General features: G+C 43.9%; 28 protein-coding genes and 1 riboswitch. Of the genes, 23 read left to right on the top strand and 5 right to left on the bottom strand.

The window, feature by feature from the left end:
- Positions 1–29: 29 nt before the first annotated feature.
- Positions 30–332: a hypothetical protein gene (locus ACR8BL_RS13795; RefSeq protein ID WP_434748200.1), complete on the top strand. Its 303-nt coding sequence runs from the start codon at positions 30–32 to the stop codon at positions 330–332.
- A gap of 295 nt (positions 333–627) precedes the next feature.
- On the opposite strand, the gene mscL is transcribed toward ACR8BL_RS13795, so the two are convergent.
- Entirely contained in the window at positions 628–1122 is a 495-nt protein-coding gene (gene mscL / locus ACR8BL_RS13790; RefSeq protein ID WP_434748199.1) for a large conductance mechanosensitive channel protein MscL, read from the bottom strand.
- 264 nt (positions 1123–1386) lie between these two features.
- A riboswitch (purine riboswitch) is annotated at positions 1387–1486 on the top strand.
- A gap of 227 nt (positions 1487–1713) precedes the next feature.
- On the opposite strand from mscL, the gene ACR8BL_RS13785 reads away from it, so the two are divergent.
- Positions 1714–2301 carry a xanthine phosphoribosyltransferase gene (locus tag ACR8BL_RS13785; RefSeq protein ID WP_434748198.1) on the top strand — a complete coding sequence of 196 codons (588 nt, stop codon included), beginning with the start codon at positions 1714–1716 and terminating at the stop codon, positions 2299–2301.
- A 1-nt stretch (position 2302) separates the two neighbouring features.
- Complete coding sequence (locus tag ACR8BL_RS13780) at positions 2303–3664, top strand: nucleobase:cation symporter-2 family protein (protein ID WP_434748197.1); 1362 nt, start codon at positions 2303–2305, stop codon at positions 3662–3664.
- Between the two features lie 202 nt (positions 3665–3866).
- Here ACR8BL_RS13780 and ACR8BL_RS13775 read toward each other — a convergent pair whose 3' ends face one another.
- Both ACR8BL_RS13775 and ACR8BL_RS13770 read right to left on the bottom strand, forming a co-directional pair.
- Positions 3867–4205 (bottom strand): DUF4870 domain-containing protein, encoded by a 339-nt coding sequence (locus ACR8BL_RS13775; protein ID WP_434748196.1) that lies wholly within the window; start codon positions 4203–4205, stop codon positions 3867–3869.
- Positions 4206–4276: 71 nt separating this feature from the next.
- Positions 4277–4549 (bottom strand): transposase, encoded by a 273-nt coding sequence (locus ACR8BL_RS13770; RefSeq protein WP_434748195.1) that lies wholly within the window; start codon positions 4547–4549, stop codon positions 4277–4279.
- Between the two features lie 394 nt (positions 4550–4943).
- Between ACR8BL_RS13770 and ACR8BL_RS13765 the strand changes: the two genes are divergently transcribed.
- From ACR8BL_RS13765 to ACR8BL_RS13725, 9 genes are all read left to right on the top strand, one after another.
- A complete protein-coding gene (locus ACR8BL_RS13765; RefSeq protein WP_017690840.1) occupies positions 4944–5132 on the top strand; it encodes a hypothetical protein in 189 nt (62 codons plus the stop codon).
- 236 nt (positions 5133–5368) lie between these two features.
- A complete protein-coding gene (gene map, locus ACR8BL_RS13760; protein WP_434748194.1) occupies positions 5369–6112 on the top strand; it encodes a type I methionyl aminopeptidase in 744 nt (247 codons plus the stop codon).
- 608 nt (positions 6113–6720) lie between these two features.
- Entirely contained in the window at positions 6721–7773 is a 1053-nt protein-coding gene (gene coxB / locus ACR8BL_RS13755) for a cytochrome c oxidase subunit II (RefSeq protein WP_434753119.1), read from the top strand.
- 71 nt (positions 7774–7844) lie between these two features.
- Positions 7845–9695: a cytochrome c oxidase subunit I gene (gene ctaD / locus ACR8BL_RS13750; protein WP_434753118.1), complete on the top strand. Its 1851-nt coding sequence runs from the start codon at positions 7845–7847 to the stop codon at positions 9693–9695.
- Positions 9692–10318 carry a cytochrome (ubi)quinol oxidase subunit III gene (locus ACR8BL_RS13745; protein ID WP_434748193.1) on the top strand — a complete coding sequence of 209 codons (627 nt, stop codon included), beginning with the start codon at positions 9692–9694 and terminating at the stop codon, positions 10316–10318. Before ctaD ends, ACR8BL_RS13745 begins: the two co-directional genes overlap by 4 nt.
- Positions 10319–10321: 3 nt before the next feature.
- Complete coding sequence (locus ACR8BL_RS13740; RefSeq protein ID WP_434748192.1) at positions 10322–10642, top strand: cytochrome C oxidase subunit IV family protein; 321 nt, start codon at positions 10322–10324, stop codon at positions 10640–10642.
- Between the two features lie 161 nt (positions 10643–10803).
- Complete coding sequence (gene ctaG, locus ACR8BL_RS13735) at positions 10804–11736, top strand: cytochrome c oxidase assembly factor CtaG (protein WP_434753117.1); 933 nt, start codon at positions 10804–10806, stop codon at positions 11734–11736.
- Positions 11737–11779: 43 nt separating this feature from the next.
- A complete protein-coding gene (locus ACR8BL_RS13730) occupies positions 11780–12244 on the top strand; it encodes a DUF420 domain-containing protein (protein ID WP_434748191.1) in 465 nt (154 codons plus the stop codon).
- Between the two features lie 80 nt (positions 12245–12324).
- Positions 12325–12696, top strand: coding sequence for a hypothetical protein (locus tag ACR8BL_RS13725; protein ID WP_434748190.1), 372 nt, complete (start codon positions 12325–12327; stop codon positions 12694–12696).
- Positions 12697–12766: 70 nt separating this feature from the next.
- Here the strand turns inward: ACR8BL_RS13725 and ACR8BL_RS13720 are convergent, their stop codons facing one another.
- On the bottom strand, positions 12767–12928 hold the full coding sequence (locus ACR8BL_RS13720; RefSeq protein WP_434756355.1) for a hypothetical protein: 162 nt from the start codon (positions 12926–12928) through the stop codon (positions 12767–12769).
- Between the two features lie 428 nt (positions 12929–13356).
- Between ACR8BL_RS13720 and ACR8BL_RS13715 the strand changes: the two genes are divergently transcribed.
- The 9 genes from ACR8BL_RS13715 to ACR8BL_RS13675 all read left to right on the top strand — a co-directional run bounded on the left by ACR8BL_RS13715 (position 13357) and on the right by ACR8BL_RS13675 (position 22759).
- Positions 13357–14070 (top strand): hypothetical protein, encoded by a 714-nt coding sequence (locus tag ACR8BL_RS13715; protein ID WP_434748188.1) that lies wholly within the window; start codon positions 13357–13359, stop codon positions 14068–14070.
- Positions 14071–14159: 89 nt separating this feature from the next.
- Positions 14160–14549, top strand: a complete 390-nt coding sequence (locus tag ACR8BL_RS13710; protein WP_434748187.1) for a GntR family transcriptional regulator — start codon at positions 14160–14162, stop codon at positions 14547–14549.
- Positions 14550–14564: 15 nt separating this feature from the next.
- A complete protein-coding gene (locus ACR8BL_RS13705) occupies positions 14565–15461 on the top strand; it encodes an ATP-binding cassette domain-containing protein (RefSeq protein WP_434748186.1) in 897 nt (298 codons plus the stop codon).
- Positions 15462–15482: 21 nt separating this feature from the next.
- Entirely contained in the window at positions 15483–16385 is a 903-nt protein-coding gene (locus ACR8BL_RS13700) for an ABC transporter ATP-binding protein (protein ID WP_434753116.1), read from the top strand.
- Entirely contained in the window at positions 16378–17676 is a 1299-nt protein-coding gene (locus ACR8BL_RS13695; protein WP_434748185.1) for an ABC transporter permease, read from the top strand. The genes ACR8BL_RS13700 and ACR8BL_RS13695 overlap by 8 nt, the downstream gene beginning before the upstream one ends.
- 1016 nt (positions 17677–18692) lie before the next feature.
- On the top strand, positions 18693–19061 hold the full coding sequence (locus ACR8BL_RS13690) for a hypothetical protein (protein ID WP_434748184.1): 369 nt from the start codon (positions 18693–18695) through the stop codon (positions 19059–19061).
- 118 nt (positions 19062–19179) lie between these two features.
- Entirely contained in the window at positions 19180–21258 is a 2079-nt protein-coding gene (locus tag ACR8BL_RS13685; RefSeq protein WP_434748183.1) for a hypothetical protein, read from the top strand.
- Complete coding sequence (locus ACR8BL_RS13680) at positions 21259–22134, top strand: ABC transporter ATP-binding protein (RefSeq protein WP_434748182.1); 876 nt, start codon at positions 21259–21261, stop codon at positions 22132–22134.
- Positions 22118–22759 carry a hypothetical protein gene (locus ACR8BL_RS13675; protein WP_434748181.1) on the top strand — a complete coding sequence of 214 codons (642 nt, stop codon included), beginning with the start codon at positions 22118–22120 and terminating at the stop codon, positions 22757–22759. Before ACR8BL_RS13680 ends, ACR8BL_RS13675 begins: the two co-directional genes overlap by 17 nt.
- Before the next feature lie 564 nt (positions 22760–23323).
- Here ACR8BL_RS13675 and ACR8BL_RS13670 read toward each other — a convergent pair.
- Positions 23324–23650, bottom strand: a complete 327-nt coding sequence (locus tag ACR8BL_RS13670; protein ID WP_434748180.1) for an ROK family protein — start codon at positions 23648–23650, stop codon at positions 23324–23326.
- Between the two features lie 164 nt (positions 23651–23814).
- On the opposite strand from ACR8BL_RS13670, the gene ACR8BL_RS13665 reads away from it, so the two are divergent.
- Together ACR8BL_RS13665 and ACR8BL_RS13660 are read left to right on the top strand one after the other, a co-directional pair.
- On the top strand, positions 23815–24678 hold the full coding sequence (locus ACR8BL_RS13665) for a DUF421 domain-containing protein (protein ID WP_434748179.1): 864 nt from the start codon (positions 23815–23817) through the stop codon (positions 24676–24678).
- 181 nt (positions 24679–24859) lie between these two features.
- Positions 24860–26080, top strand: a complete 1221-nt coding sequence (locus ACR8BL_RS13660; RefSeq protein ID WP_434748178.1) for a TraB/GumN family protein — start codon at positions 24860–24862, stop codon at positions 26078–26080.
- Positions 26081–26105 lie beyond the last annotated feature (25 nt).

Raw genomic sequence — 26105 nt, 5'->3', positions numbered from 1 at the left:
TATGTTTTTAACGAAAGGGGAACGATTGTATGGAATGCATTGTACACTTTCAGGTGATTTATCCGCAACCTCAGGAGCGCAAAACTCTTAGAGGACTTATCTTTGTAGGGCAGGGCCAAGAGCCAGCTAAAAGTCAGCTTGTGACCATGTTTAAAGATATGGGGTTTCATGTTCGTCTGGAGAACGAGGCACAACTGTTGTTTAAACCGACGGATGCCAGCGCCAATTTTGAGTACATTCGGGTTACCGAATTGGATACCGGGCAAGAGGTTTACAAAGAAGACAAAGATCTCAAATCGATTCTGGAGCATTTGCTACCCAAACGTTTCTAAGTTCAGAGCACATGACTGACACAGAAGACTTAAAACAAGATTTGCTGTAAACGAAAAAAGGTCCCACCCTAAGGTGGAACCTCGACATAAGAAGGCTTGTAGGTTTGATGTACTTGATATGCGTATGCAATGCATCGTTATAACAAGTTTCAACCGAGCAATGTTGAATACACCTTACATGCATACCCATGTTGACGACTTAACCGTTAATCTGTTTCCAACCTGCATAGCGGTATCAAAGAATCAAACCTGCATCATTATTTTATTTTACTGTACATAAAAATAGATTGAACCCTTATGCCGGGGCGTTGCTTCCTTCTGCTTCCAGCTGTGATGTGCATTGGGAACAACGAGTAGCTGCAGCCGGAATTTCAGACAGACAGTACTTGCAGGCTTTCGTTGTTTTTTTCGGCTCAGGCTTGGCATGCTCTTTACGTTTCAAATAGTTAATGCCTTTAACCAACATGAAAATACAGAACGCCACGATTATGAAATCAATCATCACATTGATAAATTGACCGTAAGCAATGACGGTGGCACCGGCTTCGTTGGCTTGAGCCAGTGTTGTAATTTCTTGTCCACCTGCTGTTTTTACGTCAGGGTCCAGGTTAATGATTTTTTGGCTGAAATCAATCCCGCCGAGCAGTTTCCCAACCGGAGGCATGATGATATCATTTACAAGGGACGTAACGATTTTACCAAAAGCAGCCCCGATAATCACACCTACCGCCAGATCAATAACGTTGCCGCGAACAGCAAACTCCTTAAATTCTTTCAGTATGCCTTTCATGTAACAATCTCCTTTAACGACTAGATTCTGAGCACATCCTCCAAGTTCAATCCTGTCAGGACAAGCTTTTGTTCTCATATTGTACATAAAAAATGAAAATCAATCACCCCCATTATGCAAAAGAAACATAGTTTCCGCAACTTCCATGAAAATACCTCTTTATTTCAAGCCGCCAATTCGGTATACTTCTAACATTGTCAGTGAGATTATACTTTTACATTCAGATTCGAAATTATATATTGATACGAATCATGGAGCCAAAAACGAATTAAATATGCCGTTACTCGTATATGTGCAGGGATAGGCCTGCATGTCTCTACCCGATCACCGGAATGATTGGACTACGGGAAGGATGCTTCTATGCCCTGAGAGGGTTTGAGGTCAGGTATACACCTACGTATGCCCTGAGCTTCGCCTCGTGGCGTTTACAGTGTTCACACGGCTTGTCCATACAGGAACAAGTCCGTCTTTCCCGTCTCCGGTTAATGCCGTAGGTGTGAACAGGCGGGCTTTTTATTTTTTTACATGGGGATAGAGATATTGTGGGGCAGACTGAGCATGGCGGTAAAGGGCATTTGGGAGGAAAAAACGATGCAATTGTTAAAAGACAAAGTGAGACAGGAAGGCATTGTCCTGTCCGAGCAAGTACTGAAAGTAGACTCATTCCTGAATCACCAGATGGACCCGGTGTTGATGAAGGAAGTGGGTAAAGAGTTCATTCGCCGTTTTGAAGGGGAGAACATTACACGTGTGCTGACGATTGAATCATCCGGTATTGCGCCGGGCATTATGACGGCACTTGAACTGAACGTTCCGCTGATCTTCGCCCGCAAGCAGAAGTCACTTACCCTGACGGAAGATATTTTAGTGGAGAAAGTGTATTCCTTCACCAAGCAGGAGACGAATGAAATTACCGTTGCCAAAAAGTTTATGAACCCTGGTGATCGTGTGCTGATTATTGATGATTTTCTGGCAAACGGTGAAGCAGCATTTGGTCTGGCTCGCATTGTAGAGCAGGTTGGCGCGGAAGTTGTGGGCATCGGGATCGTGATTGAAAAAGCATTCCAGCCCGGAGGTCGCCTGTTGAAAGAGGCTGGTTACCGTGTAGAGTCTCTGGTTCGCATTGGAGCACTGTCCAATGGAAAAGTGACTTTTGCAGATGAGGAGGGCGCGAACTAGTATGGCACGCGAACGTATTTTTCAACGTCACCGGCATCCGGTCAAAACCTTTTCACTCGGCTTGCAGCACGTACTTGCGATGTATGCAGGAGCTGTCATTGTACCACTTATTGTTAGTCAGGCACTCGGATTTACCCAAGAACAACTTACCTATTTGATTGCGATCGACCTGCTTGCCTGTGGTGTGGCAACACTGCTTCAAGCCTGGGGCAATAAATACTTTGGCGTAGGGCTGCCGGTGATGCTGGGCTGTGCATTCCAAGCGGTATCCCCGATGATTATAATCGGACAGAGCAGTGGTGTATCTGCTATTTATGGTGCTATTATTGCTTCTGGTTTGTTCGTGCTCGTTTTCTCCGGTTTGTTTGGCAAGCTGATTCGGCTTTTTCCTCCAGTCGTTACGGGTTCGGTTGTTACCATTATTGGTCTGACACTGATTCCAGTTGCATTCACCGATTTGGGTGGTGGTCAAGGTGCTAAAGACTTTGGTAGTGGCGTACACCTGATGCTTGGTTTCGGTGTATTCATATTCATTATTGTAATGACTCGTTTCACTACAGGTTTTGTACGCTCCATCTCTGTATTGATAGGTCTTTTCGTTGGCACAGTGGTTGCTGGCTTCATGGGTGAGGTGAAATTTGCTCCTGTTCTTGATGCAAGCTGGTTTCACATGGTGCAACCCTTCTATTTTGGCAGACCAACCTTTGAGATTGTACCTATTCTGACGATGATTCTCGTTGCCATTGTCAGTGTGGCTGAATCGACGGGCGTATTTATGGCTCTGGGCAAAATGTTGGACAAAGATCTGACTTCCAAAGATTTGGCACGTGGATATCGTGCAGAGGGGTTGGCTATTGTTCTCGGGGGGATTTTTAATTCCTTTCCATATACAACGTATTCGCAAAATGTAGGGCTTGTACAGATGACACGTGTGAAGACGCGTGATGTCATCGTTGTTGCAGGCGGTTTGCTGATCGTTATTGGTTTTGTACCGAAAATTGCTGCACTGGCTCAGCTTGTTCCTGGATCAGTACTTGGCGGTGCCATGGTGGCTCTGTTCGGTATGGTGATTTCGTCCGGTATTCGCATCATTGGCACTCAGGTGGATCTGAATCGTCATGAGAATCTGTTCATCATCGCTTGTTCTGTTGGCATGGGGCTGGGGGTAACGGTGGTGCCTCAGTTATTTGCAGGTGCACCAGCATGGGCTCAGATTATGCTTGGTAATGGCATTATTGCAGGGAGCTTTACAGCGATTTTCATGAATCTGTTGTTTAATGGTCTGGGAAGTAAAGAAACAGCTGCGCAATTGGCTGCGCAGCATACAGATGAGATGGCTCAGGAGAACAGTAAGACTGCGTAAACTCTACGGCATGAATGATTCACGGCATAAAGCATGTTGAATGAGGTTGTGAATGATTTATTACTTTTATTATTTAGGTTATAAAATATCAACAAGGTTAACTGTATATCTTGGACAGGTTAACATAATATCCGCACAGGAAACACCGAAACACAGGGAGCAGCAGATCCCGTTGTTTCGGTGTTTTTTGTTCTTCGTAATATTAAAGGTGTCTCATTTGCTTTTCGGCAAAATCACCGACCCACGGCAGCTTGATCCATTTCCCTTGCAGACTGGTAACCACGGTAAGCAGCCATACGATTACACCCAGCAGGGATAACAGTGAAGCTACAAGAGGGCCGAACAGCGGGAGAAAAGTCGATAACACATGCCCAACCATGATGAGGCCAAAAACCGTCACGGATTGAAGAGCATGGAATAACACAAATCGGCTGCGTTTCTCCACCGCAAGAAAGATGATGGCACCTACAAAAGTGAATAAATAACACAACATGCCGGCTATATTTTCATCCAGACCGCTGGATGATTTCATGGGAGACATTCGGCCCAGCCTCCTTTGTCCTTTTTATATAGGCTATGTAGGAGCTGGACAGAACTGAACCGATGATTGGACTAAGTTTGAATCTGTCTGCGAGGACTGGTGATTTTACCCTTTCTATCCTCATCATCTTCCTTTGGAACCAGACGTTCATCTGTTTTTCCTTCGTGATGATTATCAAATGTGTACTCTGTCAGCTTCCATTCGGTTTTGCCAAGTACGGGATCGGCGGGGAAATCCTGACCTCGGTGCAGATGCTCTTCCTGTCCAGCTTCATTGATATAAACGCCGTCGACCTCTACTTTTTCATGCGAAAGGGGCAGCATATCCTGTTCTTTGCGCTCCATAACAGGTCCTCCTTTTAGTTCCATATAGTTAACTCATTTGGTGATCCAAGATAATATCCCCCGAATAGTTGGGGGTTATGCTGGTTAGATTAATCCGTATAGAATATACATTTAATAAAATATGATTCGGAATTAAACTTTTTGGGCAGTAAAACCGTTATATATATTAGGAAAAATCGTCAAGTCGTAACGAGGTTCCGAATATGATACAATAAGATTATGATTCAACCTGAATCATATCGGGTATTTATAGTGTCAGGTACTTGCTATTCGGCGAGGTTCCCGACCTAAAGCTTGCTTTAAGCCGCGCACACAACTTCATGAATGGCATTTAGACTTATTCGGCATTCTCTAAACGGAGCATTCACTTTCAACGTTTTGGGAGGGAATTACAATGGCAACGAAAGGTCACAATGAGGTCAAAGAAAGTTTGAGGGAAATGACTCGGATTTTCCGTCCTAAAGATCCAAAAAAATTCGTGAAGGAGTATGTGAGAAAATACCGGATTACGGGTGGATACGAGGAAGAATTGACTTCTGTAGTTGAGCATGAGCTTGTCAAGATGGATTCTTCCGTGTCCTAAAACAACACCAACTCTGATTATACTGTTCCGATATGAATAGAACCGTCTCTCGGGCCTCGGCTCCGGCAGACGGTTTTTTTTGCGTTTACGCAGATGATTAGGCTTTACATAGAATCAGGTTTGTATTCAAGCTTTCTCAGATTCAGTTATTACTTTAGGGGGCTTTGTTCTGAAGGTCTTGCATATATATGGAAGTACACTCACGGCAGGAAGGATGAAGGCATGTGGACCCCATATTGAAAACCAGAGAAGAGATCGGCTACATGCGGGAAGCGGGGCGGATATTACAAAGCTGCCATCAGCATATCAAGCAGTATATGGTTTCAGGCATGACAACGGCTGAGATTAATGAACGTGTGGAGATATTTCTAGCAGATCATGGAGCCACGCCTGAGCAGAAAGGGTATAAGGGCTATCCTTACGCCACTTGTGCATCCGTTAACGAAGTGGTCTGTCACGGGTTCCCTGGAAGCCAAGCACTTGCAAGTGGAGATGTCGTGACCATTGATATGGTGGTGAACAAAGACGGCTGGCTTGCTGACTCGGCCTGGACATATGCTATAGATGAACCGAGCAGATCCATCCGCAGGCTAATGAAACGTACGGAAAAGGCACTTTATAAAGCGATAGCGCAGGCTGTTCCCGGAAATACACTCGGAGACATTGGAAGCGCGATTGAACGAACAGCAAGGCTGTATCGATACGGGATTGTGAAACCGCTCATTGGCCATGGTATAGGGCAATATATTCATGAACCGCCAAATGTACTGCCTTATGGGAAACGCAAAACTGGGATGATGCTCACCGAAGGTATGGTCATCACCATTGAGCCAATCTTCACGAAGGGGAGTTCAGGGGCCGTGGTGTGGGATGACGACGGATGGACAGTTCGAACACTGGATGAAAGCTGGGGTGTGCAGTATGAACATACCGTAGCGATTACCAAGGATGGACCGTTGATTCTGACGGATGGATCTTAAGGATATATATGAGTACTGAATTAGATTCAGGAAAGGGAGAAAGGAGAATTTTCACTCTATAATTTAAGGGTTTGAATGTTGCAAGACTCACGTGATTGCTCCATGCCATTTTCGGATCGCAGGTGCATGGAGCAGGATTAATCATTTCCAGTTCGTATGGTAATGATTTCCTGTGCATTGGAAAAGGTCTTTTTGCATAATACCACATGTTTGTATTGTGATAAAAGTCGCTAAGAAATCTGATTTCATCACCGAAATATGGCAGAATTTTTCAGGAATTAATCGTAATAATTTATACTGAAATCGTTTGCAAATCAAGTTGTAGAGCGGTTTTGTACATAAAGTGAACAATTTGTGAACATGTGTCCAAAGATTGACAAAATCATACCCTCAACTTATATTTAATAAGTGATTGAAGCATATAGAATGAATTGGAAGATTGCGCAGACATGCCCTGGACAGGAAATGACGGGAGTACTGGAAGCGTTATTTTTGTAAGTATTCTATATGAAGAAGAGGATTATGTGTATCGTACTGAAACGTACCTGTGTTGCTTTTGTACCAACGACAACGTAATCTACGAAAACGTAAAAAAGTGGGGTAGATCAATGATGAAACAGTGGCAGGTTGCAAAGCGAATTCTCCCCTTGCTGGCGGTGTTCTCTTTGCTGCTATCCGCATGCGGGCGGGAAGACTTGTCAGTAATGAAACCTCAGGGTCCTGTGGCGCAAGGCCAATATGATCTGATGAAGCTTTCTATTGCGATTATGATCGTAGTGCTCATCATTGTATTTGCGATTGCAGCCTATGTCCTGATCAAGTTTCGCAGACGAGCCGGGCAGAACGAAATGCCTGAACAGGTTGAAGGAAATTTCAAGCTGGAAGTAATATGGACAGCCATTCCGCTATTGTTGGTCATTATTTTGGCTGTGCCGACAGTGCAGACGATTTTTGCCCACGGTGAAGATCTGACGAACGACAAGAACGCAGTTAAGGTCCAGGTAACCTCACATCAGTATTGGTGGGAATTCACTTATCCTCAGTATGACATAACCACCGCTCAAGACCTCATCATCCCGACCGGTAAGAAAATTGCATTTGAATTGAAAACCGCAGACGTGCTTCATTCCTTCTGGGTGCCGTCACTTGCGGGTAAAATGGACACAAACCCGGATGGAACACTGAACAAATTCAGTTTCTCTGCTCCGAATGAAGGCGTTTACCGTGGTAAATGTGCCGAGTTATGCGGCAGATCACATGCCTTCATGGAATTCAAAGTCAAGGCCGTTAGCCAGGAGTCCTTCGACCGCTGGGTTAACGCAATGAAAGCACCTGCTGTCCTTCCTGAAGATGCACAGCTTGCTGAGAAATTCAAAACAAACTGCCTTTCTTGTCACGCTGTAGGTGATCAAGGTGGACCCGTTGCACCGAACCTTACAGGCATCGGCGGCAAGGAATCCGTTGCAGGTATCTTGCTGAATCAGCGTGAAGGTCAGGAAGAAGGTAAACCGGTACTGGATAACATGAAAGAGTGGCTTCATGATCCACAGGCTGTGAAGCCGGGCAATACGATGCCAAGTCCGAAGAGTCTGGGACTGACGGATGAAGAAATCGACGGAATTGCCGAGTATTTGGCCAATTACAAATTGGAATACGAATAGAACAGCAAGGACGAAGAAGGGGGTACACAACCTTGGCTCATGCGCATAGCGTCAAGCGGTACAGGGGCTTGATGGACTGGATCACCACCGTCGATCACAAAAAAATCGCCGTTCTTTATTTAATTGCGGGCGGATTTTTCTTCGGCATTGGCGGAATTGAAGCCATTTTGATCCGGATTCAACTGATGAAGCCGATGAATGATTTTGTATCGGCGCAAGTGTTTAATGAATTGATTACGATGCATGGAACCACGATGATTTTCCTTGGCGTCATGCCGATTATTTTTGCCATTATGAATGCGGTCGTACCTTTGCAGATCGGGGCACGTGATGTAGCATTCCCTTTTGTTAACGCTTTAGGCTTCTGGACATTTTTGTTCGGTGGTTTGCTACTCAATCTGAGCTGGGTTATGGGTGGCGCGCCTGACGCAGGCTGGACAGCATATACACCTCTCTCCGGTTCGGAGTATAGCGGAACGCACGGAGTAGACTTCTATACGATCGGTCTTCAGATTGCCGGTCTAGGTACACTCATCGGGGGCATTAACTTTCTGGCTACGATCATCACGATGCGTGCACCAGGCATGTCCTATATGCGGATGCCGATGTTTACCTGGACTACGTTTATTACTTCAGCCATTATCCTGTTTGCTTTTCCTGCCATTACGGTAGGCCTTGTATTATTAACGTTTGACCGAGTTCTCGGTGCGAATTTCTTCGATGTTGCAGGCGGCGGTAATCCCGTGCTCTGGCAGCATATCTTCTGGATTTTCGGACACCCGGAAGTTTACATTCTGATCTTACCGGCATTCGGCATTATCTCGGAGGTTATTCCAACCTTCTCGCGTAAGCGGTTGTTTGGATACAGCTCCATGGTATTTGCAACGATCCTGATCGCCTTCCTGGGTTTCATGGTATGGGCGCATCATATGTTCACCACAGGTCTGGGTAACGTAGCAAACGCGTTATTCTCGATCTCAACGATGCTCATTGCTGTACCTACAGGGATCAAAATCTTCAACTGGCTCTTTACGATGTGGGGTGGACAGATTCGCTTCACGGCGGCAAACCTCTTTGCTGTAGGTTTTGTTCCAACCTTCGTAATGGGTGGAGTTACTGGTGTCATGCTTGCTTCTGCTCCTGCAGATTTCCAGTTCCATGACACATACTTTGTAGTAGCTCACTTCCACTACGTTATCGTAGGCGGACTTGTACTTGGATTATTCTCCGGACTCCATTACTGGTGGCCGAAGATGTTTGGACGTATCCTGAGTGAATCACTTGGAAAGTGGACATTCTGGACATTCATGATTGGATTCCAGTTAACCTTCTTCGTACAGCATTTCCTCGGTTTGATGGGGATGCAGCGCCGGATTGTTACATACTTGCCAAATCAGGATTTCGACCTGCTTAACCTGGTCAGCTCCATCGGTGCATTCCTGATGGGCGTTGGAGTTATTATCTTCCTGGTCAACATCGCCATCACTACGAAGAAACCGATTGATGCACCGAATGATCCTTGGGAAGATGGTCGTACTTTGGAGTGGACGATTCCTTCGCCGCCACCAGAGTATAACTTCAAACAAACTCCGCTGGTACGTGGTATCGATGCTTATTGGAAAGAGAAGATGGCAGGTAATAAGGAGATGACCCCGGCAGAACCGGTGGGATCTATCCATATGCCATCTGCTACACCATTGCCGTTTGTGATGTCCGTAGGTATTTTTATCGCTGGACTTGGACTGATGTTCAGCAAGGATAAATTCGAATTGGAATTCATGAATATCATCTTCAATAATTATATTGTGGTTATTATTGGTCTTCTCATTACATTTGGTGCGATGGCACTGCGCTCATTATATGATGATCACGGCTGGCACATTGAACCGGAGGATCAGGACGAGAAGGGGGCGAGAACATGACAACCTCACATGCCGAGCCGGTAAACGGCAAGCTGCCGCATGAACCGGAGAAGGCTACGCTGGAAGGGCGCAACAAGCTGATTGGCTTCTGGCTGTTCCTTGGTGGTGAGACGGTACTGTTCGGTACACTCTTCGCCACCTTCCTCGCACTCCGCGGGCAGACCAATGATGGACCAACAGCGAATGAGTTGTTCCATCTGCCGCTTGTGGCAGCAGCAACGTTCATCCTCTTGGTCAGCAGTTTGACGAGTGTATTCGCCATTCAGGCGATGCACAAGGGGAACCGAAATGCACTTGCCTTGTGGCTGGGAATCACGGTTGTTCTGGGTCTGGGCTTCCTGGGTCTGGAGATTTACGAGTTCTACGAGTATGTGAAACATAAAAATTTCGGTATGACTACAAGCGCCTTCAGTTCGGCATTCTACACGTTGGTCGGGTTCCACGGAGCCCACGTTGCATTCGGTATTGTGTGGATCGGAATCATTATCGGGCAGCTGTTCAAAAAAGGATTAACGGTCGTAACCGCACCGAAAGTCTATGTTTCCGCCATGTATTGGCACTTCATCGACGTTGTGTGGGTGTTCATCTTTACGGTCGTGTACCTGCTCGGAAAGGTGGGGTAACACATGTCCGCTCAGGATCAAAGTGATCAACAGCCGGTGAAGCACCGTCACCGTGCGGAAGGTCCTTCGAAGCATGTTGTTGTGTTTGTGTTCTCGATCATTCTTACATTGATCGCATTTGCGGCAGCTTCAGCTGGAGGGGTCAACACCACCTTCACCATTATAATTATGGTCGTCATGGCCATTCTGCAAGTGTTTGTGCAACTTGGTTACTGGATGCACTTGAAAGATAAAGGTCACTTGATGCCCATTCTGTTTATGGCCTTTGGATTTTTCGTAGCTTTTACATGTATTATTATGTCCCTCTTCTGGGTCTGGTGGTAAGCGAGATGGCGGCGGCGAATGCCGCCGTCTTTTCCCCTTTTATGCAAGCGAAGGATGTAGGAAGACAAATTCGGGATCACTATATCGCTGTCAATCAGAAGCATATGGTGTAGTCAGTGAAATAAATGTTCACCAAAACAGGTCACGGGGAGGTTTCCCGTATGCTCGGGTTGCAATATTTCAGTTTTGAGGACTTGTGGAGTCCGCTTATTCTTGCTCTATTTTTGGTCATTGCGGCGGCTTATTTGGTATTAGTAGGTCCATTTAGCGAGAGAGTACAAGGTGCAGAACCAGCGACACCTGGACAGAAGATCATGTTTCTCACAGGATTGTTCGTTCTGTATCTCGCTCAAGCCGGGCCATTCAATCTGCTGGGTCATGTGATGTTCAGCTTCCATATGGTGAGCATGGCATTATCTTACCTTGTTGCACCACCTTTGATGATGAAAGGTTTGCCTGCTTGGGTGTGGCGCGGCATCGTGCGCTGGCTGCCTACCCGCCAGCTTTCCTTCTTGGCACATCCGATTGTAGCGGCCGTGCTGTTCAATGGACTCTTTTCCTTGTATCATCTGCCTGTTGTGCATGATTACGTCATGCTGAATTTTACCGTTCATCGCTTGTATTATATTCTACTCTTTATCACATCCATGCTGATGTGGTGGACCTTGCTGAATCCTCTGCCAGAGGGGAGACAAGCATCAGGCTTGTCGAAGGTGGGGTTTATCTTTTTGAACATGGTACTGTTAACGCCTGCGTGTGGATTAATTATTTTTGCATCCGAACCGCTGTATCAGACTTATAATAACCCGGCTGTATGGGCTGAAGCGATGAGGTATTGCGTATCGGGTGACTCCTCGGCGATTCTCCGCTCATTCGGGGGGCCGGCATTCTTTAACTTTCTGTCTTCCGCGAAGGAGGATCAGCAGGTGGGCGGCATTCTTATGAAATTCATTCAAGAGGGAATATTTGTATCCATGCTAGCCTTTGTCTTTTCCCAGTGGTACCGGAAAGAGCGGCAGGAAGAGGATGATGATAACGTGCCAAATGGTGGCGCTAAAGAGCAGGGGACGCTCCATTCCGCTGCCAAACCATGAGTATATCGTGAGTGTATTGTGACGACAAAAGGGGGAACACACGATGGATATGTATTTCTGGCTGCCTACGATCAGTACTTCTTTCATTGTGATTAGTGCGATCCTTGTAGGAATTGGCTGGATTTTGATTATTCAGGGTAAACGTGAGGCACACCAATCTGCTATGATCGCGGGAGCGATTGCAGCTCTGATCTTTTTTGTGATTTACATGTCTCGCACGGTGTTTGTAGGTAATACGGCTTGGGGTGGAGACCCGGATATGGAGATCTTTTATCGAATCTTTCTGATCTTTCATATTATTCTGGCTACCGTGGCAGCTGTTTTTGGTATTTCGACACTGGTGCTTGGCTTCAAAAAGAAGTTTGGAACACATCGTCGCTGGGGTAAATTCACCTCGATGATCTGGTTCGGTTCGGCACTGACAGGCACTGTGGTATATGTGTTATTGTATCTGCTCTATCCGGGTGGACACACACGTCCTGTGTGGGAAGTTATTCTCGGCGCATAAAATGGTTGGATCTCGCAGAGGATTAGTCCATGCCATCTCTCTTATTCATTCATAGAATGAGTTTGAGAGGAGGGAAACAAATGAAAAAAGCAGTCAGCATTAGTCAGACGTATCCTCGTCTTACCGTTTACTCGGAAGAGAACTACAGAGGAAGAAGCCGTATTTATCGTGGTAACACAGGGCTTCGCAACCTGGACAACATTTTGGACGGGGTAGAGAGTCTGCGCTTCTTTTCAACAAGTTCGAACGCAACACTTGTGGTGTTTACACGGCCAAACTTTCAGGGGGGCTTCCGAGTCTATCGCGGGAACACCAATCTGAGAGATTTGGATGACTTGATCCGCGGCGAAGATGTAGAGTCGTTGATCTCCACCAATCAGCGTCTCACTCTGGCTGAGATTCGCGCCATTCGTAGAAACCGCAGCTTGCCAACAGGCTACAACCTCGTGTAAGACATGAACTTCTTCTGCTATCAGGTGACCGGAAAAGAAAAAGAAAGAGCTGTACCCTTCTGTGATTTACTCACAGAGCCGGGTACAGCTCTTTTTTGATGGAGCTGGTGTTGTTATTGCTAATCCCCACCACCTCCGCCACTATCCCCACCGCTGTCGCTGCTTCCGTGATCACTTCCGGAATGATGATGAGACCCCGAAGAATAATCCGTATCATGATGTTTGTGATCATGGTGAGGTCGGTGGTCGTGAGTGTGCCTGTGATGAGAATCTGTTGAAGAGTCAGAAGTCATCATAGATGATGATGCTGCGGAATCAGACGAATGATGATGCTGTCCGGACTGTCTAGAATGCCTTTTGATCTCACTTTTGCTTTTAACCCGACCGGGCTCGCTTCGAATGATGAGCCAGATCATGGCAAGGATGAATATAAAAACAAGTACGGGCTCAATAAGCCAACCCATATAGGATCATTCCTCTCCTCTAAGATCACGTGTTTATTTTATCGCAGAAAAGGTGCTTTTTGCTATCCTGCTTTCCTGATTCAGGAAAAAAGAGGTTGACGAGACAAGTGATAGGTCTGTATACTGTGTATATTGATATATACAGTAATCACAGTGATCAACATGAGTGAATGACAGGTGAAAGGCAGGCATGCATATGAACGAATGGAAGCAGGCATGGTGGTTGACCCGCAGCCAGATGAGTAAGGATAAACTCCAATGGCTATGGTCTGCACTATTCATGATATACACTGGCAGCATGAGCGGTGTGATGTTGTTAGGACAACAACAGACAGATTTCATTAATCCTGTAGTGGATTCCTTCTTTTTGATCATGTTGCCATTTCAAGGGTTCATGTTCTGCAGGCGTTCATTCCGTTACATACAGGAGGATTCCTATACGCAGATGTTGGCCTACTATCGCAGAATCCCGATCCCTGAACAATCGGTGATGTGGTCAAGGTTACAGCAATCGCTGATGGCGTTTATGTACAATGGGTTCTTTTTCTACGGATCGTTATACGTGATTAACCTTCATGTCGAAGGATTTCGATGGGATCAATATCTGGCCTTTAGCCTGACCTGTACAGGTTATGGACTTTTGGTAACAGGATTATATATTTATGGAGAGTTTCTGAACAGCGGCAAGAAATACTTGCTTCTCAGTACACTTTTTGTTCCCATTGCTATTGGCATATCCTTATTGATTCGAATGTCAGGCAGTTACGGCTTTCGAATGGTGATGGATGAAAGTAAATCATGGGGTCTGCTTTCCCCGATGATGTGGATTTCTATGGTGGCTGGCGTAACGGGTTTATGGCTGTTTAGTCGCTTGACGCTGAAGAAATTGGTTCATCGGGATCTGAATTAAAATGAGAGTTGAACTTATGTACGAATACAGGATGAAACCGGCGCGGTCAGGTAACAGACTGGAGTGTACCGGAGGGCGAGGTGCAAGATGTGAAAATACCCATTCAAATTAATGAAAATAGCGCTGAACCTTTATACCACCAAATTGAAAATCAGTTAAGATCGTTAATTATTACAGGGCAGTTGGGGGAGGGGACACATTTGCCGTCCATTCGTGAGTTCGCCGGAGCGCTGAATTGCAGTGTTATTACGGTTAGACGGGTCTATCAGGATCTGGAGAATGAAGGCATGCTTCGTACGAAGCAGGGGACAGGTACATTTGTGGCTCAGGTAGAAGCCGGCGACAGAGAAAATTATAGATTGAAAGCGGCACTGGAAGCGATGCAGGTAGCGGTACAGTCCGGAAAATCGGTAGGATGCACGGAAGAAGAAATGGAGAGTCTGTTCCGGGAAGTTCTAAAGGTTGTTTACTCGAAGTGAGGGAGTGATTCATACATGGAACCCGTAGCAGTTCAGTTAAACGGCGTATCCAAAATGCGAAAACGCAGAGTTATTGGCCCGATTGATCTCACCATCCCGGAAGGCTATGTAGTGGCTATTCTCGGTCACAACGGTTCAGGCAAAAGCACGCTTCTTAATATGCTGCAGCAAGTGGTGCTTCCAGATGCTGGGCAGATTATATGGTTTGGTCAGGAACATGATGGGCCTCTCCCCATCGAACTGAGACAACAGATTGGTTTTGTGGCAGATAACGCTGGTTCAGAAGAGAATCGGATAACAGCTCAGGAAGCAGCCTATTTCCGGTCGTATTGGTACCCACGTTGGGATATGAAGTTGTTCGACCAACTGATTCATGATATGGAAGTACCTGTTGATGTAAAGCTGAACATGATGTCCAAGGGAGAACGGCGAAAATTTGAGATTGCAGCTGCAATTGCAGCTCGCCCAAGATTATTGCTTTTGGATGAGCCTTCATCAGGACTGGACCCCTTTGCTTGGAAAGTGATGGTTGAGCAGTTCCGTACCTTCATGGCGGGGGGAGACACCACGATTCTGATTGCCACACATATTGCGGACGAAGTCAAAAGGCTTGCGGATTACATCGTATTGATGCACCGTGGGCAGTCGCTGGGGATGGCCGAGAAAGATATGGTGCTCGATCAGTGGAAAGAGATCTGGTATGAGGGCGATCTACGTCCCGAGAGTATTCCTGGCATTGTAGAGTCGCATCTGGAAGATAATGGTTTGATTCGCGTGATAACAACCCGCGTCACTGAGGCACAGGAAAGACTGGAACTGGCAGGTAGCCGGGTGTTGAAAATCCGTAACTTGGAATTAGATGAAGTGCTGGCATTCTGGATTGCCGGGTATGCACCCGTACAGTGGAGATAAACCGAAGGGAGACGATAAATGATGAACCGATTGGAATTGAAGCAAGTCGTCAAACAGTACGCGGACAAAACAGCTGTCAATGGAGTTACGCTTAATGTAAAAGAGGGCGAGATTTACGGATTGCTTGGAGCCAACGGCGCCGGTAAAACAACAACGATGCGCATGGTGCTTGGTCTGATCCACCCGGATGGCGGTAACATTCTGTACAACGGCAAGCCGTACAACACAGAGCTGCAACAGATTATGGGGTATCTGCCGGAGGAACGGGGATTGTATCCCAAGGTAAAAGTTAGCGAACAGATTAATTACCTGGCACGCCTTCGCGGAATGAAAGCCAAGGATGCGGATGAAAGTCTGAAGTACTGGCTGAAGCGGTTCGAAGTGCCGGAGTATTATGATAAAAAGATTGAGGAATTATCCAAAGGAAACCAGCAGAAGATGGGTTTTATTGCCGCAGTGGTGCACAGACCTCAGATTCTGATCCTGGATGAAGCGTTTAGCGGACTGGATCCGGTCAACGTAGAGTTGCTCAAATCCACAGTTAAGGAATTGCGTGACGAAGGAACGGCCATTTTGTTCTCCACTCACCGGATGGAACATGTTGAGGAGTTGTGCCGTCAGATCACGATACTTCATCGTTCTAATACGGTAGTGCAAGGTGAGATTAAGGAGATTAAAAGCCGTTATCCGCGTGAACAAGTTTACCTTAGTACCCTTGGACAGGTAGAAGGGCTTGAGCAGCTGCCGGGTGTGAAACGAGTGGAGCAAAACGAACGTGGATATCAGATCCATGTCAGTGAGGCTGCTGCAGCTCAGGAGATTTTGAAAACGGCGATGGCACAGACCACCGTGGAGCATTTTGAGATCAAGGAACCAACGCTTAACCAAATCTTTATTCGTGAGGTAGGTGAGTCGAATGAATAAAATGGGCACAATTACAGGTTTCACGTTCAAAAACAAAGTGAAAACGAAGTCGTTTATGGTTACCACCATCGTACTTGCACTTTTAATTTCGATTGGACTCAATGTTCCATATTTCATTACGTTATTCAATGGAGGCCCCATTGGCGGCGGAGCTTCCGGTAAAAATCCTGTAAACATCGGGCTCCTGACAACGGAACAGCAAGGTGTAGCACAGAAGCTGGAAGACTTCTCATCTGCTCAGGGGAATCAGGCATATCGTTTCATCATGAGTGGAGATAAGGATGAAGCCGCATTGAAGCAAGATGCGAAGGCAGGTCTGATCGATGGTTATTTGAAACTTGAAACGGTAACAGGACAGGAGTTTCCGAAGCCTGTTTTATATTCCACAGATGACATTTCACCTCAGATCACTGCGGCTATTGAATCGGCTCTGCAAAGTGTGAAGCTGGATGTGATTGTCAAGGATGTGCTGACGCCAGAACAAAAGGCGTTGATTACAACACCTGTGAAGCTGACTGCAGAAAGTCTGAGCACGGATGATGGTGAGGCTGGAGCTGGTTCAGAAAAATCAATGAGCCCGATTAATTATATTGTGGTGTATCTGCTGATCATCCTGCTGTTCACATCTACCATGATGACGGGTAATATGATTGCTTCCGAGATTACCGCTGAGAAAAGCTCACGTATTATGGAGATTCTGATCACCAGTGTATCTCCGCTCAGTCAGATGTTCGGTAAAATCATCGGTATCTTTATGGTGGGTATGTTGCAGATCGGAATCTTCGGCGCAGTTATCGCGGGTAATATCCTCCTGCCACACAATCGGGCAGTACTGAGTGATTTCAATTTGAGTGTTAACGACATTAATATCGCAGTGATTGTATATGGATTGATCTTCTACATTCTAGGTTACTTCCTGTATGCGGTGCTGTTCGCGGCCGTTGGTTCCATGGTCAGCCGCACGGAAGAGCTAGGGCAGGCGGTTCTGCCAATTACGATGCTGTCCCTGGTGTCATTTTATATTGCAATCTTCAGCATCTCTGCACCGAATATTTTATTACTCAAAGTTGCAAGCTTCATTCCGTTCACATCACCAACAGCCATTCTGGTACGGATCGGGGCAGGCGTTGCGCCAACCTGGGAGATTCTAACGTCTCTAGCTATTCTGGCTGTATCCATTCTGGTCTTCGGCTGGCTTGCAGCTAAAATCTATCGCACGGGTGTACTGATGTATGGCAAACGTCCAACCTTTAAAGAGTTGTTCAAAGCGATGAAGGCGTACAAGATTTAATACATTCCAAACGACGACCTATGTGCGTTGTCATAATTAATGGAAAATGTATATTTAGTCGCGAACATACATTTCTGTATTGAGATTTATCTTGCATATATCTGAAGGGGGGAGAAAACTCTTTAAACTGACTGAAGAACAGGGGCTTACAATCAGGAAAATCAAGAACAAGGATAATGTTATAAATCGGCACTTGCTTCGTTGAGAATAGCGGTTAAGTCATATTTTAAAACATATCAAGTAGCCTCAGATAAACACGTAGTTAAGGACGTGTGTGTCGAAAAAGGCCATCCTTTTTATGAATATTCAATGGAACGTATCGATCTATTATGTGATAATACAGATTACTAGTAAGTATATGGGTTAAATTAACTGGTGTTGAATGTCTCAATTGTTCGTTGAAAATTTCACCTGATATAGGAGAACCTCGGTCTCATGGGGTTGAATGCAACGATATCTGAAAATTTGAAGATATAATGACCGAATGATAGTTAATAGTACCTTAATTAGCTAGATGGTTTTAATAATCGGACGCTGCGACTGTTTCTCCATTAATGGAGACAGTCGCTTTTTTCATATTGGAACTATTATGTCAAATCTATAAAATCATTGAAGGGTGAAATTGATATAATATGGTTTGGTTTGTTAATTTACCAAAATACCTTAAATACCTTATGTTATTTGTTGTTATATGAAACATAAACTCTAGTGAGAATTCAGAGGACGTAAACAAATTATTCCTTTTTTATAGTTTATATGGTATGTTAAATAATGTAATAATATTGGTTTTTTTAAAAGATTTTGTACATATTTGGTCTTATTTGTGGTTGTAATAGGTGTATCACCTATTTACAATATAACACTTGTGACCACTAAGCATGAAGTGATAATTACATAAAAAAGTGGTCAATTAAGAAGCAATTTATAGAGAGGAGATGAGATGTGCTCGTTAAGAAGAAAGAAAGTAAGAACTCAATTTTTATAATAAAGAATTCGAATTTGGGAGGAATATCTAAATGAAAATTAAGAATATTGTTGCTTCGGGTATTGCGGCTTTCATGTTATTGGGTAGTACTGCTGTTTTTGGTGCAACTAGTTCCACAAGCATTAGTTACTACGATACAGGAAGAGATGGGGCAACAGTTAGTATGTCTGGTTCAGTAAAAATGTCTGGCTACAATAGCTCTTCTTCGCATAATTCATTGTGGGTAGAACTGTATCGCAGAAGCGCTGGGTTTGATGACCGTGTGACAGGTTCAGAGTTAAAAATATCACAGTCTACTTCTTGGACTGTTAATGTTAGTAGTGACCTTTATTACCTACATCTTGACCCAGATGGACCTTTATATGATGGATGCATTGGAAACGGATCAGCCGTAAATTAGTATAATAAGTTCAAAGAATGGGGGGGGGCAGAAAGCTTCCCCATTTTTAATGTGATTTCTAAGAAAGCTAATTCATTAAGTAAGTTAAAATTAATTGAAGGACGGTAGGATGGTGAGAATGAGAAAAAAAATTCTAGATAGCGTTCTTATTGAACTTAGACTCACTTTTCGAAGTGTATTGGTCTGGTTTGCTTTCCTGTCTGTCTTGGTAATATTGTTTCGAATAATCTATCTCCGTATTATCGATATAGATATTGGAGGCGCTCTTACATCCACAGCAGCAATAGTCCAATGTGGCATTTTTGTTTTTTTAACCATCGGGTTTTCGATGATCAGAAGAGAGAGAGTTGTTTCGGTTGACGAAGTTTTTCACTCGCTTGAGGGAGCAGTATTAATTAAATGGGTAGCTAAAATTATATCCATTTTTATTTTTTCAGCCATAACTCTTTGTTGTATCTTGATAGGTTTATATTTCATCTATTGGACTCAAGAAGTACCATTTGTTTTTTATAAGGAAGCCTTATTATATCTAGTTTTGTATTATTTTCTTCCTTTTTGTATTTCAGGTCTGATAGGTCTTCTACTTGGTTCAATACTGTACTCTCGAATTGTATATATGATTTTAATTGTAATCGGTATTCTAATAGGGCCTTTAAACTCACTTGTTTTAGAAAATGTAATGGCTATGTTCAATATGGATCTGTCGCCATTGTTAAACATGCTGAATCTTGGGCAATCAGATATACACAATCCATTCGAACCAGTCTACGGATATCCTATGGAAGTCGCTAGATGGTTAATGAAACTGTTGTGGATTATGGTATTGGTGCTTTTCATACAGTTACATGTATCTTTGAAAATTCATAGAAGGTTAAATATACGGAACTGCCTAGCACTGGGGTTTTCAGCAGGAGTTTCGGTTTTGATTGTGCTGTTCGTGATACAGGAAGATCAGGTAATTGTTACTACACCTTCAGTCAGTTCATATTTACGTGAGGCCGAATATTATCAACAACATGTGGACACGGAAGTAATTTCCACGGATAAATTCCAAGTTAAGGCTTATGATGTCAAAATTAGTGCTTACCGTAAGCTTGAAGTGGAAGCTAAAGTTAAATTACTCCCAACGGAGTCCGTTAACCAGGTTGCATTTACCTTATACCACAATTTTAAAGTGAAAGATGTTAAGGAAGCTCAGGGTAAGCAACTTACGTATAAGCAGATGGGAGATTCTATAGAGGTGTCATTTGCTAATGATATAGGTATAGGAGAGAAAATTGATTTAGTCTTTAGGTACTCGGGGGTTAGTTCACCATTCTACTATGCCAATGAACAGGCTATTCTTTTACCTTTCAATTTCCCATGGCTTCCTGTGGCAGGCCAATATCCTGCCATGACATACAATCAATCTACAGGTTTACAGCGATTAACTGTTACACCAGTTGGAGAAATAGACTATTCCATTGAATATGACGGTTCGCGCAAAATGTATAGCAACATACCTGAGGAAGGACCGAATAAGTGGAGAGGAAAGTCTGAGTATGGAGTAACACTGGCAAGTGGTTTACTCATTAAAGAACGCGTACAAGAAGTTGAATTAGTTTATCCTGTTAGTTTTTATAAATCAGCAAGTAGTTTAGAAATCTTTGTTGAATCATACAAGCAAAAACTTTCAACTATTCAGTCTGACTTGGGACTGGCTAAAAGTAAGATTGAAACTATATTTATGCTTCCAATACCAGTTGAGTCAGTGAATTTTCCAGAAGCAATTTGGAAACAAGGTAAAAGCTGGATCATATCTGTGGATAAAAATTACGCAAATGGTGAGATTTTAGAAAAATATTCCGGACGAGCATCAAGCATATTTGGTTCAATCATAAGAGAGTCTAGTGAGTCGAAGTGGAGCGAAATGCAGGATGTAATCAGTTTATCTTACGGATACTGGTACAGTCTAAGATATGAGGATGTTCCTGAATCGTTATTCAATTTTCTTTTAACTGACTATAAAAACAGAGGACTTAAGCAAGAAGAGAATGTGGTTCAGATGATTAAGGAATGGATTGATAAGAATAATTCTGTGAATGATGCTGCCATTCGGGGTAAGTTTCAAGAATGGATAAAGAAAGTTCAATCCGGCCTGTTGGGATGGGATGAACTTGAGCTGTTTTTTAAAAAAGATCAGGTAGGAGGGAGATAGGTGCAGAACTTAATCATCCAAAATGTATCTAAGTTATTCAAATCCAGTCAAGCATTAGATAATGTGTCCTTAAACATCCCGCCAGGGGTATTTGGTTTGTTAGGTCCAAACGGAGCAGGTAAAACAACTTTGATGAGAATTCTTACTACAGTTATGGAAGCATCAGAAGGACAGATTTCTTATGGGGCAGTCAATTGGAGAGACAAGGATAAGGCTAGACATCTAATTGGTTATCTTCCTCAAAAATTTTCACTTTATAAACATATTCCAGTAAAGCGAGCGTTGTTACATTTAGCCAGACTGAAGGGTGTAGAAAATGTTACAGAAGAGTATATCTATGAGATATTGAATAAAGTCAATCTCGTTGACCAGGCAGAAAAAAAGATAGGAGCTCTGTCAGGAGGAATGGTCCGTAGAGTAGGGATTGCACAGGCGATCATCGGCGCGCCAAAAGTTATTGTAGTTGACGAGCCGACGGCAGGCCTTGATCCAGAGGAAAGAATAAGGTTCCGACGATTATTGCGAACTCTTGCTCAAAATTCGACAGTGATTATATCCACACATATTGTTGAAGATATTGAATCTACTTGTAATCATGCCGCATTTCTTATGAAGGGGAGAGTTATGCGTTCTGGTAGCGTTCTGGAAGTAGCGCAAATAGCAGCAGGCAAGGTGTGGGAGCTCAAGGTGCCTCAAGAACAATTTTATGAAGAATCCGAGAGGTGGGATGTTGTGTCAAGTCATACAACAGATGGAGAAAGTGTTCTGCGACTTTTGGCTGAGCAGGCACCAGAAGGTGCGATCTCTGTTACTCCTACCTTGCAGGAAGGCTATCTTTATTTAATGAGAAGTGCCGGGTATGAAGGTCGTGATTGATTACAAATTTGACTGGAGAGCAATGGGATGGAACGCCTATACTCCAATAATGGTTATTATTTTTGTGGCGGTATACTCTTTTTTTGCTAATAAAGACTTTCGTCTTCTGGCCTCTATTCACGAAGTGTTATTACCTGTATTTGCGGCTTGGTGGAGTGTTTTTATCTTCCAAGACATCTTGGAGGAAGAGGGAAGTGAAGTAATATTCAGCTACTCTGTAAGCAGATGGCGATTGGGTACTGTGAGAGTATTGGTGTTCTTGGGTATCTATGTGTTATTAATTGCAATAGATTCGCTATACATGTCTTGGATTAGCGGTTTTAATTGGACAGTGAAATTAATACAGTACAGCAGCCAATCGTTCTTCTATGCATGTTTTGGTTTTTTGTTAATGGCTATACTTAGAAATTGTAGTTGGGCCATACTCGTTGTTGCATCTTATGCAAGTTTTCAAATATTAACCAGAGGTAGTGTTTTTCCCTTAAGTAGTATATATTTCTTTGATGTCAGAGAGCCTGTATTGAATGCAATTGCTGGGAAGCTGTTAATTATTATTTTCATGGCTATAATTATGCTACTCATAAGTCAATACATTCTGGGCCGGACTGAAAAATACAGTGAGTAAATGTTCTTAAACTAAGAAATAGTCGGAATAGTCCCAAGAGACATTCTGATTATTTCTTATAGATTTTTTTTGTGAAATTTTTCTGTAACCCAAATTTGACGCTACAAGGAGACAGATAAGTGAGGGGGCATGGGGGGGTACAATCGACCTGTTCGCAGGATTAAACCAAAAACCAAGGGATACCGTGGCAAAGAGCCATTTTTAAAAACCGGTGAAATGATATAGGCTCAAAATGTAAAAAAAGCTATCTATACCACGGAAAAATAAGAGAATATTATCTGACGTAGTATCCGTTAGTGTAAGTGAGTTCATTACGTGAGGGAATCGTATCTTTCTCCTCAAAAGAACTTGTAGAATTTAGAATGTCATCAAGACGTTACTGTTGTGCGTTGTCATAATTAGTGAGAGATACATATTTACTCATCGGCATACAAAGTGAAGGCTATTTTTAGAATTGCTGGGACATGTCTGTTTAAACGTAGTGATTTACCCGAAATCCAGTAATATAACTCTAGGCTGGAATAAAGCTGTATTGAATAGGTGTAATCATCCACTACAGCTTTATTAGAAAGAATTCAAAAGCCGCTTTGGTTTCGAATTTGGATTCTCTCGATGTTGCTCATTGGCAGCAGTGCCAAGTACTAAAACGATGGACTTTTCAACGTTTCTTACACTGCCTAACCATAACTCTGCGAGCGCAGCACATTTCCCATCATTTTCGATTGAGACTTCTTTGCCATACCGATTCTGAATGAGTTTAGGCAGGTTGACTTCATACAAGAACGGGGAAGAGCCACCATGATATATCATGCCAGTATGGACATCAATTGTTCCCGGACTGCTCATTGCAATACCTTTAAAAGAGGAAGAAAAGAGTGTTATGATTGACAAAATCTTAGAGACCTCCAAAGAAATTTCATATCATCTTGGACACGTAAAATAGAAAAAGTAGATGGTCTAAGTATGCATACAATCGGCCGCGCGTGTTAATTATAACCTTCAACAATGAAGTTCCTCATCTAAGGATGTGGATTCATCGGAAAGGAGCATGCGACGTGCCAGATTGGTTAGAGGTTATTATACGGACATTATCAGCGGTAACGATTCTGTTTCTCATCACCAAAATTTTAGGTAAGCGGCAGATCTCGGAACTCTCCTTGTTTGAATATATAACGGGTATTACTTTGGGTAACCTCGTAGGGTATATCTCTTTGGATACAGATACAAGCTGGTATCTGGGCTTTCTTGCCGTATTGGTGTGGGTTTCTGTCTCGGCAGGAGCAGAGTATGTAACGATGAAAAGTAAAAAATTCCGAGATATCGTGGACGGGAAATCAACCATTCTTATTGAGAACGGCGCCGTGATCGAAAAAGCCTTGAAGAAAGAACGGCTGACGATTGATGAGTTTCTGGAGCAACTTCGAAAAAAGGATGTATTTCGGGTGGCTGATGTAGAATTTGCCGTAATGGAACAGAGCGGAGATATCAGTGTCCTGTTAAAAAAGGAATATCAGCCGCTTACCGCAGACATGCTGGGCTATCGTATTTCTCCTGAGAAAGAGCCTCGAACCATCATAATGGATGGTCATATCTTGCCGGAAACACTCCAGGCCGCAGGATTAAGCGAGGAATGGGTTAGAAAAGAATTGCGTAAGCTTAACCTGACATTAAGCCAGGTTTCAATCGGTCAGGTGGACAGTAAACAAAAGCTTTCTGTGCAGACGGGTAAGGAGGCTTTGCCTAAACCGGCTAGTATTAATCCAAATGATCAAATTAAAGAGCTGGTGCAACAATTGCAGGATGATTTAACGATGCGAAAGCAGCTTGCAGTTAATGACAAAGATCGCCTTAAATATCAGGAAGCGTTAGATCAATTTCAAACAGCAATGCATGCCTATCAAAAAACAAATCAGTCGTGAAAAGGTACATAGTACATTCCTTTGCAGCCCTGGCATGAGCCAGGGTTCTTTTTTTCTTATAAATCATTTCCGAATTCCTGGAACATTATCCAACTCAGTGCGTATTATAGAGAGTTACTAGTTTGTCTTAAACACACGTCCGTGGTTTGAAATTTATACAACGAAGGGGAATACATATTATATGAAGCAATGGAAACGCGTACTCTTATCTCTTACGATCTCCGCAGGTTTGCTTGCATCGGCAGTACCGGCAATGGCTGCTCCGCAAGGCACAGCTGTTAAGGTCGATAATCAGGCTGTTAAATACACTGCAGGTGCACCAATTGTTGAAAAAGGAACCACCCTCGTGCCGCTGCGCACAACGCTGGATGCACTCGATGCCAAACTGGCGAGTACAACCGATGACAGTATTACGGCTATTGTCAACGGCAAGACGATTACGCTGAAAAGCAAGCTTGTTCGCATTAACGGTGTCACTTACGCTCCAATCCGTATTGTCGGCGATGCGGCAGGATATGAAGTTCGTTGGGATAAGGCTACACGTACCGTGCTGCTGGTATCCAAAGGCGGAGCAACCGAAACCGCTCAAACTGGTGGGCGTGGCTTCATGTGGGAAGTGCAGAATAACGGCAATACCGTTTATCTGGTAGGCTCAATGCATATCGCGGACAAGAGCTTTTATCCGTTGCGTCCAGAGTTTGAAGAAGCGTTTGCTGAAGCGGACTATCTTGGTGTAGAGATAGACCTTAGTAAAGCGGCAGATGAAGAGCAACAGAAGCTAGTGTTGAGCTTGGGCTCATACCAGGATGGTACAACCCTGAAGGATCATGTTTCGAGTGAAACGTACAGCAAGCTCGGCGATATTTTGAAGAAAAAGGGTCTGGAGCCTAATGCACTGGATGCATTCAAGCCTTGGGTGGTGGAAACTACACTGGCAAGTTTGAAATCAACGGCTGTTGGTTTGGAAGCATCTTCCGGCGTAGATTTGTATTTTATCCAAAAAGCGATTGAGCGTAAAATCCCGGTGATTGAACTGGAATCCTACCAGTCTCAACTGGGGATGTTCAATGATTTCTCCAAAGAATTACAAGAAAAAACGCTGCGATCCACAATCGACAACTTCGATGTACTGGATAACACGGTGAATCAAATGGCCGAGATGTGGAAAACGGGTAATGATAAACAGCTGCTGGAGTTGACAAACACCTTCTCTACTGATGAAGAATACAACAAAGCGATGCTGGTAGACCGAAATATCGGTATGGCGGACAAGATCGATGGTTATCTGAAAACGGGCAAAGGTGAAGAGTATTTCATCGTGGTTGGAGCGGCGCACTACCTGGGAGACCATGGGATTGTGAAACTGCTTGAGGATAAAGGATATAAGGTAGAGCGTAAGTAAGGTGAGAAGTGAATAAGTTATCTTT

It is taken from the genome of Paenibacillus amylolyticus, assembly GCF_051136285.1.
GTDB classification, from domain to species: Bacteria; Bacillota; Bacilli; order Paenibacillales; family Paenibacillaceae; genus Paenibacillus; species Paenibacillus amylolyticus_F.
Note: the sequence above shows the minus strand (reverse complement) of the source record. Positions and strands in the feature narration are given on the sequence as shown.